Here is a 13615-nt window from a genome sequence, read left to right as displayed (position 1 = left end):
ATTCAGTTATTATAAACCTAATTATTTGTATGAATAATATTTTAGCAACCAAAGATTACCTGGTCTTTTTCATCTACTTTATCATTGTATCAGGATATGGTATCTGGGTCTATCGACAGAAAAAAAGTAAGATCGATGGTCCAGATTCTAAAGATTATTTTTTAGCAGAAGGCTCACTCACTTGGTGGGCCATAGGTGCATCACTGATTGCTTCAAATATTTCTGCAGAACAGTTCATTGGCATGAGTGGCTCGGGTTTTAAAATGGGTCTTGCCATTGCAACTTACGAATGGATGGCGGCCGTGACATTGATTATCGTTGCGGTATTCTTTATTCCGGTCTATCTTAAAAATAAGATATTCACGATGCCTCAATTTTTACATCAGCGCTATAATGGCACTGTAGCGATGATCATGGCTGTTTTCTGGTTGATGCTCTATGTCGTAGTCAACCTGACTTCCATTCTTTATCTAGGTGCACTCGCTGTGAGTAGTATATCGGGTTTTGGCCTAGAGCTGTGCATGTATGCCATTGCCTGTTTTGCAGTTATCATCACCCTTGGCGGAATGCGGGTAATTGGGTTTACGGATGTAATACAAGTTTTTTTCTTGATCTTAGGTGGATTAGCCACTACGTATTTGGCGCTGAAATTGGTTGCAGAAAGCTATGGTAGTGAAGGGGTTTTTCAAGGGTACAAGATCATGACGGAAAAGGCGACCAGTCATTTTCATATGATCCTACATCAGGATAATGAAAATTATTTGGATCTACCAGGACTTACCGTATTGGTCGGTGGGATGTGGATCGTTAACCTCAATTATTGGGGATGTAATCAATACATTACACAACGGGCTTTAGGAGCAGACCTTAAAACCGCTAGAAATGGAATTTTGTTTGCGGCCTTCTTGAAGCTATTGATGCCGATTATTGTGGTATTACCGGGTATTGCGGCTTATGTACTTTGGAAGGATGGGATGTTTCAAACAGAAATGTTGCAGCATGGTGAAGTGAATCCTGACCGGGCTTATCCGGTGTTATTAAACCTTCTTCCCTCAGGTCTTAAGGGCTTATCTTTTGCAGCATTAACTGCGGCAGTAGTGGCTTCTTTAGCTGGAAAATCCAATAGTATCGCAACAATATTTTCGCTGGATATCTATCAAAAGATATTTAATAAAAAAGCAAGTGAAAAACAATTGGTTAATGTTGGTAAGATTACGATCATCGTTTCGATGGTACTTGCCGTTATCATTGCTCCACACTTAGGTATAGATAGCAAAGGCGGATTCCAGTATATTCAAGAGTACACAGGGTTTGTATCACCAGGTATATTTGCCATGTTTATTTTAGGATTCTTTTGGAAAAAAACAACCTCTAATGCAGCTTTATTTGCAACAATAGGGGGATTTATTTTGTCTGTATTTTTTAAATTTTTACCGAATTACGCCGATCTATCATTTCTAAATGCGAGTGGTTTTTCTGTTTTGAATCCAGCAAGTGGGCTGTATGAGATCCCGTTTCTAGATCGCATGGGTTTTGTGTTTGTCATCTGTATCATCGGGATGCTGATTATTAGTTTGATCGACCAAAGGAATGGTGTAGTTTCAAAAGGATTGGAAGTGGATCGTACCATGTTCAAACCGCATACCGGATTTATAGTCGGTGCATTGTTGATTATTTTGCTCACGACCGCATTATATATGATTTACTGGTAGCCTAAAATGAGCTTATTTAAAACGGTTTTGACGTTGGTCTGTTTAACAGAATCTGCTTATTCGTAACACAAGCCATTGTTATCTTCAAATCGATACGATTGCTCCGCGTTAATTTTGTAGAGCATGTATTACCCTACGAAATTAACGTTAAAAGCCCCTTGATCATTGATCAGGGGGCTTTTTTTATATATGGACTATCTATTAAAATAATCCAGTTTATAGTTTTGTTATATCATCCAACGGAATAGGCTTGCTCCCCAAGAAAAACCAGCGCCAAAAGCTGTTAACATGACAATGTCACCAGTTTTCATCAGTTTTACATTTTCCCATATACATAATGGAATAGTTGCAGCAATGGTATTGCCTAAGTATTCGATATTGCTTAAGGTACGACCTTCTGGGATGCTCAACGATCGGCCTACAGCATCTATGATGCGTTGGTTTGCTTGATGTGGTACTACCCAGTTGATATCCTCCACAGTGAGATTATTACGTTTCATCACCTGTGTACAAGCATCACTCATAGATTGAACAGCTTGTTTAAAAACCGTTTTACCATCTTGACGTAGGTATCTTTTCTGTGTATCGGTATCCGATAACTTGATAGGGAATTGGGTGCCACCAGCTTCAATATTTAAAAAAGCTCGTCCATCACCATTACTTCGCATGTAAGCATCCATAATGCCCCCCTCAACAGAAGGTTCCAATAATACGACTCCAGCACCATCTCCAAATAGAATGTTGGTCGAGCGGTCATGGATATCGACATAGGTGCTGATGTTATCTGCGCCAACAATCAATACGTTTTTATAGCGACCTGTTTCCACGAGTGATGCTCCCATATCCAAAGCATATAAGAAACCTGAACAAGCAGCATTGATGTCAAAAGCCCAAACATTGTTAAGTCCAAGTTTTTCGGCAATGATATTCGCTGTTGCAGGCATGGGCATATCAGGAGTTGATGTAGCTACCAAAATAGCATCAACCTCATGTAAGTTCTTATTATACTGCTTCGCTAGATCTTCAATTGCACGAACTGCCATATCTGATGTCGCTAAATCATCTTCTAAAATGCGACGTTCTTTAATTCCAGTTCTTTTGATGATCCATTCATCATTCGTATCACATACTTTTTCTAAGTCAGAATTTGTTCGTTTATTTTGAGGGATATAACCTCCAATTGCGGTAATTGCAGCGTATAGTTTATTCGGAAGAGTTGTATTCATATACTATGGTTATCACATTTAAGTATGATTCGCCTTTTGAAATTTAGTGTAATTTACTTTTAACGATTCTTTTATTTCATGCTCCTTTAATTACTAAAAAATATGAGCAATAAAAGAGATGTAAAAATAGTATAATTTTAGCGACAGTTCCAATTAAATTTTGATTGTGACAAAATGATTACGTTATAATGTCTTTTTTTGAACCAAATTGCAAAACGGTCTAGCGATGATACCGTATAAAATTTGTTGTTTAAAATATAATTTTGAAAAAAGTATCCTGAGCAAAATATATGAAATTATCGTAATGCAATGAAAAAGGCTTAAAAAACAGTACTTTATTCCAGATTTAAGTGTTGATTTTTTCTAATTCTGCATCAATAGGAGAGGTTTTTAATTTTTTTTTCTTTTCGTTGCCCTTTTTGTTCATCTGGATTTCTTAAATTGTATTGACGTAGACCTTTTATTTTATTTACGATGACGAGATATCGGCATGCTTAAAACATATAAACGATGGTGAAATTTTCTATTCAAGAACCTCTCGAAAACAACAAGCTTAGACTAGTTCCACTTCAGGATACCGATTTTGAAGTATTATATGCCGTAGCAAAAGACCCAAAAGTATGGGAGCAGCATCCCAATAAAAATAGATTTGAGCGGCCTGTCTTTCAAACCTTCTTTGAAGGTGCATTGCAGAGTAAAGGCGCCTATCTGGTTCAAGATAAAGCAACAGGAACGGTATTGGGAAGTACCCGTTTTTACAATTATAATGCAGACGATAATAGTATTTTCATTGGTTATACATTTTATGGGACCGAGACTTGGGGAATGGGCATTAATCCGCAGGTGAAAAAGATGATGCTTGATTATATATTTGATTTTGTAGCTATCGTCTATTTTCATGTGGGCAATGCAAATGAAAGATCGAAGATAGCAATGGAAAAATTAGGAGCAAAAAATATAGGACTTGAAGAAATAGCCTATCATGGCGAACCTAATCGCATCAATGTGAGGTACGCAATCAGAAAAGAAGATTATCGACAGGCGTAATCCAATCAGTATGTTCCTTAAATTCAAAAATTAATATCATCAGTATAAGTCTGTTGTCCCCTTTTGGTCATGCTTTATTACTTTACTGTTTATTTTAGTTTTTACGATAATTATTTTAATTTACGTGGTTTCATTACACGATTTTTAACAAAATTTATATCTGCTTATCAATTAAATAAGAATTACTGATTTTGGATGTGATTTTAATGGTTTTAAATTACAAGTCTTCGTGTAAGTAATTCATATACTATGGTTTATGTTTGTTAAAATAAACTAAATTTGTGTATAGATCAATTGGTAAATGGAAACATATGGTAACCCAGTATTAGAGCGTTTACCCCTTCATTTGAAGCGCTTTATAGTACCACAATATTATGAACGTTATACGGCTATCGATCAGGCCGTATGGCGCTATGTCATGCGTCAGAATTATGCCTATCTCCGTGATATCGCTTATTACCCTTATATCCCCGGTTTGCGCAAAGCAGGTTTGAGTATTGAGCAGATACCAGATCTTCGTGCTATGAACGATAGCCTTAAGCAGATCGGTTGGGGAGCAGCAACCGTGGATGGTTTTATTCCGCCCGCAGCTTTTATGGAGTTTCAGGCTTATCGTGTACTCGTAGTAGCAGCAGATATACGTCAGATTGAGCATATTGAATATACCCCAGCACCAGATATCATTCATGAATCTTCTGGTCATGCCCCCATCATTGGAGAACCCGAATATGCTGAATATCTACAGTATTTTGGTGAAATTGGGACTAAAGCCATGTTTTCGGAAAAAGACTTTGAACTCTATGAAGCTATTCGTAATCTCTCCATCCTAAAGGAAAGTAATCGGACCACTGCCGAACAACTCGCTGCCGCTGAAAAACAATTGACCGTTATTCAAGATAATATGGGCGAACCTTCTGAGATGGCATTGCTGAGTAGGTTGCATTGGTGGACCGTAGAATATGGATTGATCGGTACGATAGCTAATCCGAAAATCTATGGAGCTGGTTTGTTATCTTCGATAGGCGAAAGTGCGTCTTGTATGCGTATTGAAGTTCCCAAGTTACCTTACTGTTTATCGGCTTTAGCATATTCATACGATATAACCAAGCCACAGCCACAATTGTTTGTGACTCCAGATTTCAAACACTTACGCCATGTATTGGACCAATTTGCAGATACGATGTCTTTTAGGATAGGAGGGAAAATAGGTTTAGAAAAAGCCATTGCTTGTAAAAATCCGTGTACCCTTGTATACAGTTCCGGATTGCAGGTAACTGGGGTTTTTCAAGCCGGTATCGCCAGCACTGAAATCCAATATATCAAAACAGTTGGACCCACGGCTTTGGCTTATGCAGACAAACAATTGGAAGGCCATGGGAAAACTTACCATGCGGCAGGGTTTGGCTCTCCTGTGGGACTTTTGCTGGACGCAGAGAAGGCAATGGAAAATTTTGATGAGGCAGATTTGGAACGTTATGGTATTGAAATAGACGAGCGCGCCTTTTTAACATTTGCTTCCGGGATTGAAGTGAGAGGAGTGGTTAGGTCGATTGTACGACAGAACCAAAAAATTCAGTTGATAACCCTTTCACCCTGCCAAGTTGTCGATAGCAAAACCTGTCAGATTTTATTTGATCCAGAATGGGGAACCTACGATATGGCTGTGGGGGAAAAGATTGTTTCTGTGTTTTGTGGTGCTGCAGATAAAGAAGCCTATGAACAGGGAACTGCTGTGTCCGCAACCAGAACCGTTATACAAGAACTAGATCCACAATCTAGAGCGAAGGATCAGCTTTACGGCATGATTCGAAAAAAAAGAATAGGCGAAGAGCGAGACGTGACCCTAGCAGAAATTTATCACAGTATCAAACGTGATTTTCCGATAGATTGGCTTGCCTATATCGAAACCTTAGAAATGGCTATTCACGACGAGGACCTTCCTTTAGCCGATGAAATTGAAAAACAACTTCAGGATATTATCAACGCTCACCAACATTTAACTAAACTGATATTGGATGGTGTACATTTAGCGAAAAATGATCAGATTGCATTATTGTTAGGGGAGTAAAGGCTTAACTTAATCTTCATTTATATCGCAATTTTTTGTAGAAAATGTTTTTAATGATACTTTAAATTGATTTTGTGATGTCATTTATTAAGTAATATTAAACTCGAAGTTGTTTTTAAAAACATTAACAATTATGTAACAATGAGTTATCATTAGTATCATGCCAGACTTATAGTTTTGCGACAATATAATTAACGCAAACTATGAGAATTTTTTACACCATGTTTTTGTTGATGGTAACGGTGAGTACCTACGCACAGTCCACACTATTGACAGGTAAAGTATTAGATGATGCCGATGACCTTTCTTTGCCCGGCGCAACGATTAAGCTATTAGAAGGCAATCGTTATACCGTTTCGGATCATAATGGCCGTTTCGAATTCCTGAATCTGCCGGCGGGTAACTATACCGTATCTGTTGTTTACATTGGCTACCAACCTATACAAAAGACAATTTCGGTCAAAAAGGAGCAAAAAAATTATATAACATTAAAACTATCTTCTTCTTCGATGGCTTTGGAAGAAGCCGTCGTACTTGGTGATATGGCTCGGGGACAAGCCAAAGCATTGAATCAACAAAAAAATAATCAGAATATCAGTAATATTATCTCTTCAGATCAAGTCGGTCGTTTTCCTGATGCCAATATCGGCGATGCGTTGAAACGTGTACCAGGTATTACGATGCAAAATGATCAAGGAGAAGCACGTAATATTATCATTAGAGGTTTAGCACCCCACTTAAATTCAGTGACGATAAATGGTGATCGCATTCCTTCTGCTGAAGGTGATAACCGTAATGTGCAGATGGATTTGATTCCTTCCGATATGGTTTCTACCATTGAAGTCAATAAAACATTAACACCTGATATGGATGCAGATGCAATCGGTGGATCGGTCAATTTGGTTACCCGTGCTTCGCCCAATGGTCAACGTATCTCGGCTACTGTAGCTGGTGGATACGGGCCTATTCGCGAAAAAGGAAACTATACAGCTGGACTGGTCTATGGTAACCGATTTGCCAATAATAAATTAGGAGTCGTTTTGAGTGGTTCCTATAACAATAATCGCTTCGGTTCGGATAACGTGGAAGGCGTATGGAAAGAAGGGGAGAAGGGACAAGTATTTATGAGTGATATGGAAGTTCGTAAATACGATGTGCAACGTATCCGTAGAAGTACAGCATTGGCATTTGATTATAAATTCAATGAAAAGCATATGTTGTACGCAAATGCGATGTACAACTGGCGCGATGATCGTGAAAACCGCTACCGCCTCAGATACCGTAAAATGAAACCAATATATGACGATCAGGAGAACATAACAGGGGTAACGGGAAATTTAGATCGCGAGACCAAAGGTGGTATTGACGATAATAAAAATAAAAACAGTCGTTTAGAAACCCAAAAGGTACAGAACTATTCCATCGGTGGCGAACATTTGGTCAGTCCTAAGATTGCACTGGATTGGTCGACAAATTATGCTGTAGCAAGTGAAGACAGGCCTCACGAACGTTATATCGCTTACGAAGTAGAAGACGTAGCGATGACACAAGACCTGAGCAATACCCGTTTTCCATTAGTCACCTCTGTTGGTGATAAAGCGGAGGATTTTAAACAGGGAAAAATTTCTGAAAATGATAATTACACCGAAGAAAGTGAATTTGGAGCAAAGATCAATGTACGTTTTCCTTTCTCGGTCATTAAAGATCAAAAAGGACGCATCCGAACAGGACTTCGTATGCGTTTGAAAGATAAATCTCGTGATAATATCTTTTATGAATACGAACCCGTAAATGCAATGGGCAACCTGAATACAGTTCCAAACAGTTTCTATAGTGGCGCGGGTTTCCAACCTGGTAGTCAGTATATCCCAGGAACTTTCGTGGATCGTAACTACCTTGGGAATTTAGACCTTAAAAACTCGTCCCTTTTTGATGAAAAAGAAGCACCAGAGGAATATTTGACAGAAAACTATCAAGCAAAGGAGAAAATATTTGCAGGTTATGTACGTTGGGATCAGGATATCAATGAGAAATTATCCATGATTATTGGGGCAAGGGTAGAGCATACCAAAATTGATTATACGGGCAATTTTGTTCTGGATGAAGAGGATCTGGAAGGAAGTGTTCATAATAAAAATAATTATACCAATGTGCTTCCAAATCTATCTTTCAAGTATAATGTAGACGATTCTTTTGTCTTACGTACTGCATTCACGACAGCATTGGCAAGACCCAATTATTATGCATTGACTCCCTATGTCAGTGCTATATCTGAAGATATGGAAGTATCTGCCGGAAATCCCGGTCTGAAAGCGACCTATTCTTACAACTTTGATTTGATGGCAGAGAAATATTACAAATCCATTGGATTGATTTCTGCAGGTGTTTTCTATAAGAACTTAAATGACTTCATCTATACTTACGTAGACAAACAATACACAACCGATAAGTTTGATGGAAGCTTTCCAGATCAAAAGAATCCAATCCCTACAGGCGAGAATTGGGAGTTTGTACAACAGCGTAATGGCGACAATGTGGATGTTTATGGTTTTGAAGTGGCTTTCCAACGTCAGTTGGATTTCTTGCCAGGAGCTTTCCTAAAAGGTTTCGGTGTATACGTGAACTATACCCACACCAATTCCAAAGCTAAGGGTATCACCAATGAAGAAGGGGAAGAGCGCTCAGGTGTTAAACTGCCCGGTACAGCACCGCATATGTTCAACGGTTCATTATCATGGGAAAATAACAGGTTCTCATCCAGAGTATCATTGAACTATACCGCTGGTTATATCGATGAATTAGGAGGAAGTGATTTTGAAGATCTATTTTATGGTAAGCAACTATTTGTTGATGCTAATGCTTCATACAAAATCACAAAGAAGCTACGCATCTTTGCCGAAGCCAATAATTTGACAAATCAACCTTTACGCTACTATCAAGGTATCGCATCACGTACGAGCCAGATGGAATACTATCAAACTCGTTATAACTTAGGACTTAAGTTTGATCTATAAATCCACGATATAATGCCACAATTAATCCTGCATGGACAAAAACCGTCATGCAGGATTGCTTCATATAGCTTAAAAAACAAATGATTGCCATGAAAAAATACACATTACTAATCTTATTTGCCGTATTGCTATTGCAGCAATCCTTTGCACAATCAACTATTCAGCAAGAAGAACGCTTATCAGGTTACAAGGGAGACTTCACACCAGAAGTCACGTTACCCAAAGATGGTTTTACATTTTTAGCCTTGGGCGATTTCGGCCGAGTAGGTGAATATTATCAAAAGGATGTGGCAGCAGAATTAGGTCGTGCAGCCATTACCCTCGATGCCGAGTTTGTGGTATCTGTCGGCGATAACTTTTATCCTTCAGGCGTAGCCAGTACACAAGATCAACATTGGAAGTCTTCATATGAAGAGATTTATACGCACCCTAACCTCTATAAAGATTGGTATGCGATTTTAGGAAATCACGATTATAGGGGCAGTACCAAAGCGCAAATCGATTATACCCAAGTGAGCCGAAGATGGAATATGCCCAGTCCATACTATAAGAAGAAATTTGAATTGGAGGACGGTAGTACATTATTGATGGTTTTTATGGATACCAATCCTTTTATCGATGGTTATCATGACAATAGTGAAAAATATCCCGATTTGGTAAAGCAAGATACTGCAGCTCAGAGAAAATGGTTGATCGAATCGTTATCGGATACCGATCCAAACATTAAATGGAAAATTGTCGTAGGTCACCATCCCCTCTACAGTGGTGGTAAACGTAAAGAAAGCAAGGATACAAAAGCCTTTGAAGCGAAATTTGCAGGTATTTTTGATCAATATGGTGTGCAAGCCTACATTTGTGGGCATGAGCATGATTTACAGGTTATCCGTCCAAAGAATCGTTTTACAACACAGTTTTTAAGTGGAGCAGGAAGTGAGGTGAGACCAACAGGACAACGTGACGGAACACTTTTTGCAGCTGCTGAACCTGGTTTTATGGCCTTTACGATAGCAGGTGATACCCTATTAGTCCAAACCATACAAGCAAAAACTGGTGCTACAAAATTATTGAACAGCATCAGTATTAAATCAAAATAACACTCAATAATAACCCGAAAAATAATGAAATCAATACAATTTTTTTACGGATTTGCTGTTTTAGCATTAGCGACATCATGTAGTGACAAGTTAACACCGGTAGCATCTAATGCACTCCAACCAGCAGTAGTGACCGAACAAACCGAGTACGACACCGATGATCCTGCCATTTGGATCAATCCGCAAGACCCGAGTAAAAGTTTGATCGTCGGTACGGATAAGGAAATCAACGGAGGCTTATATGTTTATGACCTGAAAGGAAAGATTGTGAATAAAGTGACCGGTTTACAACGTCCCAATAATGTAGACATTGCCTACGGCTTAGTGATCAATGGCGAAAAAGTTGATGTTGCGATTACCACAGAACGTAAATCACATCAATTGCGCATGTATAGCCTTCCTGATCTAAAACCATTAGATGGCGGTGGAATTGACGTATTTGTTGGAGAAAAGGGAGAAGATGAACGCGACGGAATGGGAGTTGCTATCTATACCAAGAAGATCGATTCTACAACCAATGAAATCTATGCAATCGTCGGTCGGAAATCGGGTCCTTCCGGAAGTTATTTATGGCAGTACAAATTGAGCGGTAAGGCAGATGGAACCATTCAGGCCGATGTTGTACGTAAATTTGGTACATACAGTGGCGCTAAAGAAATTGAAGCAATCGCTGTTGATAACGAATTGGGCTATGTCTATTATTCGGATGAAACCGTGGGTGTTCGCAAGTATTATGCTGACCCCACTTTGAACAATAATGAAGAGTTGGCTCTGTTTGCACAAGGAGAAGCGAAACGCGACCATGAAGGGATCGCTATCTATAAAACAGGAGAAAAGACCGGTTACATTTTGGTTTCCAACCAACAGAACAATTCTTTTTTGGTTTACCCAAGAGAAGGTGAGGCTGGAAACCCTAATGCCTATAAATTATTAGCTGACATACCTGTTTCAGCAGTAGAATGTGATGGCGCTGATGCAACACATGTCAATCTGGGACCTGAATATCCGAATGGGATATTGGTGGCCATGAGCAACGGACAAGTATTCCATATCTACGATTGGAATAGTGTTCAGCAACGTATTCAAGAAGGTAAGTAACCTTCTTTTTACAGCATCATATTTCCAATAAAAGCACCTGCCATGCTACGATCAGCTCACCTTGATCCAATAGTGTGGCAGCGTGCGTTTGGAGTTGTTTACGTCTTAGTGCTGGGTCTTCTTTTGTTTCTTCCCATATGGCTAGAATTTTGGGGTTTTCCATTAAGATAGCTTCATCCGTCAAAATCGGCATTTGCTCGACATTGGCCAATCTGCCCAATTGATTACCCGTCAGGATATCCGAGAATCGGATATGTTCTGGTAATGCATCTACACCAATCCCCAAATTGCGTAGGGGTTTGGGCACTTCAAAGAGCGATTCTTTCGTAACCCGAGAGTACCAATTACCTCCTAAACGGGCAACAAGATCTAAGGCATCCTGGTCTATTTGATGTTGGTCATTCAATAGATCTTCGTGAATATGCATGCGGACTATCTCGGCAATGATCAAGTTGCCACTACCAGGCCCATCTCCGAGAGTGATGATATCATGTACTTTACATTCCAATTGTACCGGAGACTCTGCCACACGAGGAGGTCTAATCAATTCGGAAGCAATCGGCGTAAACCCCGATTTATCAAACTCATTGATGCCTTTCCCATATTCGGTACTCGCGAGCGACTGTTGTTGCACCATGGCATAGTTGACGATATTGATGACCACTTCTGGTATTTCATGGATATTATCCAACGTATGTTTTGTAGATCCATCCCGCATACGAAGCAAAGGCGAAAAGACACAGATAGGTGGTTGTTGCGACATCAGGTTAAAGTAGCTAAAGGGGCTTAAGTTGACATCACCTGCCTCGTCTATGGTACTTGCAAAACAGATAGGACGAGGGGCAATGGCATATTTGATCAAGTTGTCAAAGACTGCTTGCTGCGTGCTGGGGTCGATAACCGTTGTTTTTCTTTGTGCCATAAGTAGTTGTGTGCTGATTTATTGATGATGTTAATCTTTTGCTGCAACAATTTGATTGTGCAATTGACCTAAGGCGGTCACTTCCATTTGTATATGGTCACCTTCCTGTAACCATTGTTCCGGGTAAGTGATATCGTTTAATTTTCCAGTCCCGTTGAGCTCCAGAAAACAGCCCGTACCGACCGTTCCAGACCCAATGACATCTCCAGGGTATACCTCAACACCATAAGAAACACGTGCTATGATTTCGGCAAATGTCCAATCCATATCACGGAGATTGCCGCTAGAAACCAATGTTCCGTTTACGCTACAGGTCATGGCCAGATCATAGGTCGCTCCGATGTGTCCTGTCGGCGGATCTACACGATATTGTTCCAGTTCATCTGTTGTCACCAAACAGGGACCGATTACCGTGGCAAAGTCTTTCCCTTTGGCCGGTCCTAAATTCAGTTTCATCTCTTCCATCTGCAGGGTACGCGCACTGATGTCGTTCATAATCATATAGCCAGCGATGTAAGCATCCGCTTCGGATGCAGGTATGTTTTTACCCTGCTTATGCAGAACAATAGCGACCTCCAATTCAAAGTCGAGTTTATCGAAATGCTTGGGCATACAAGCTACAGGGCCAGGGCCACAGATAGCACGGTGATTGGAAAAATAGAATACCGGAAATTCATCAAATTCAGGAATCATCGGTAGTCCACGATTTCGACGTGAAGTAGCTACGTGTTGGCGAAAAGCATAGGCATCACGTAAAGAACTTGGATGGGGTACAGGAGCGAGTAAGCGGCTGTCTTCCACTGTCAATGGTAACTGTTTGTTGCTAGAAGAACAAAGTTCCTGATACGCATGATGCATATCGGACTTGATCGTAGCTGCTGCATGCAAGTACTGATCCATACTGTCTGGAAAATGTACATCAACCTCCTGACAGGGATAGATATGTTGGTCTATCAAAAAAGCAAGACGCTCATTTTCATTCAACATACAGGTTACAAGTCTCATAAAATTGCGAATATATTTTTCTAAATCGGTACCCGAGCCATTAACCACTATTTTTGGTTTGAAAAAGCCCGTTGATGCCATGATGCATGACGTAATTAAGTTAAATATAGGGAGTTCGCTGTTAATTTCAGGTATTTATATCAAATATAAAATTAAAATATTATATTTGATATAAGCAAAAATTCTCAAAAAACAGAGGAGATAGCGATACATCTACCAAGGTTTGATTGTATAAAAAAATCCAATTATGAACACCAGCAGGGTCACATGTACTCGAGTCATTTTAGGGATGAACGCTTTTACAAAGGCGTTGATTGCTGATATGGTGTTTGCGCAGTATTAACGTCGTTCTCTCTTCTTATTCATCTGTACCCTGATATTTTGGTACTGATAGATCCACATCCATTCATTTCATCTTTTAATTTATTC

Annotated in this window: 9 protein-coding genes; 6 read left to right on the top strand and 3 right to left on the bottom strand. The window is 39.6% G+C overall.

The features are described 5' to 3' along the window. Positions 1-29 precede the first annotated feature (29 nt). Positions 30-1712, top strand: a complete 1683-nt coding sequence (locus KO02_RS16240) for a sodium/sugar symporter (RefSeq protein WP_038699955.1) — start codon at positions 30-32, stop codon at positions 1710-1712. 227 nt (positions 1713-1939) lie between these two features. Here the strand turns inward: KO02_RS16240 and KO02_RS16235 are convergent, their stop codons facing one another. After that, positions 1940-2938: a beta-ketoacyl-ACP synthase III gene (locus KO02_RS16235; RefSeq protein ID WP_038699953.1), complete on the bottom strand. Its 999-nt coding sequence runs from the start codon at positions 2936-2938 to the stop codon at positions 1940-1942. A 510-nt stretch (positions 2939-3448) separates the two neighbouring features. Here KO02_RS16235 and KO02_RS16230 point away from each other — a divergent pair. The 5 genes from KO02_RS16230 (at position 3449) to KO02_RS16210 (ending at position 11259) form a co-directional block, all read left to right on the top strand. After that, positions 3449-3985, top strand: coding sequence for a GNAT family N-acetyltransferase (locus tag KO02_RS16230; protein WP_200878560.1), 537 nt, complete (start codon positions 3449-3451; stop codon positions 3983-3985). 301 nt (positions 3986-4286) lie between these two features. Next, complete coding sequence (locus KO02_RS16225) at positions 4287-6053, top strand: aromatic amino acid hydroxylase (RefSeq protein ID WP_038699951.1); 1767 nt, start codon at positions 4287-4289, stop codon at positions 6051-6053. A 203-nt stretch (positions 6054-6256) separates the two neighbouring features. Further along, complete coding sequence (locus KO02_RS16220) at positions 6257-9067, top strand: TonB-dependent receptor (protein WP_038699949.1); 2811 nt, start codon at positions 6257-6259, stop codon at positions 9065-9067. An 89-nt stretch (positions 9068-9156) separates the two neighbouring features. Next, positions 9157-10161, top strand: a complete 1005-nt coding sequence (locus KO02_RS16215) for a metallophosphoesterase (protein ID WP_038702846.1) — start codon at positions 9157-9159, stop codon at positions 10159-10161. A 24-nt stretch (positions 10162-10185) separates the two neighbouring features. Beyond that, positions 10186-11259: a phytase gene (locus tag KO02_RS16210; RefSeq protein WP_038699947.1), complete on the top strand. Its 1074-nt coding sequence runs from the start codon at positions 10186-10188 to the stop codon at positions 11257-11259. Positions 11260-11275: 16 nt separating this feature from the next. Here the strand turns inward: KO02_RS16210 and KO02_RS16205 are convergent, their stop codons facing one another. Next, positions 11276-12181, bottom strand: coding sequence for a flavin reductase family protein (locus KO02_RS16205; RefSeq protein WP_038699945.1), 906 nt, complete (start codon positions 12179-12181; stop codon positions 11276-11278). Between the two features lie 30 nt (positions 12182-12211). Further along, positions 12212-13267: a fumarylacetoacetate hydrolase family protein gene (locus KO02_RS16200; RefSeq protein WP_235212276.1), complete on the bottom strand. Its 1056-nt coding sequence runs from the start codon at positions 13265-13267 to the stop codon at positions 12212-12214. Positions 13268-13615: the final 348 nt, after the last annotated feature.

Origin of the sequence: Sphingobacterium sp. ML3W, assembly GCF_000747525.1 — a bacterium.
In the GTDB taxonomy this organism is placed as follows: domain Bacteria; phylum Bacteroidota; class Bacteroidia; order Sphingobacteriales; family Sphingobacteriaceae; genus Sphingobacterium.
Note: the sequence above shows the minus strand (reverse complement) of the source record. Positions and strands in the feature narration are given on the sequence as shown.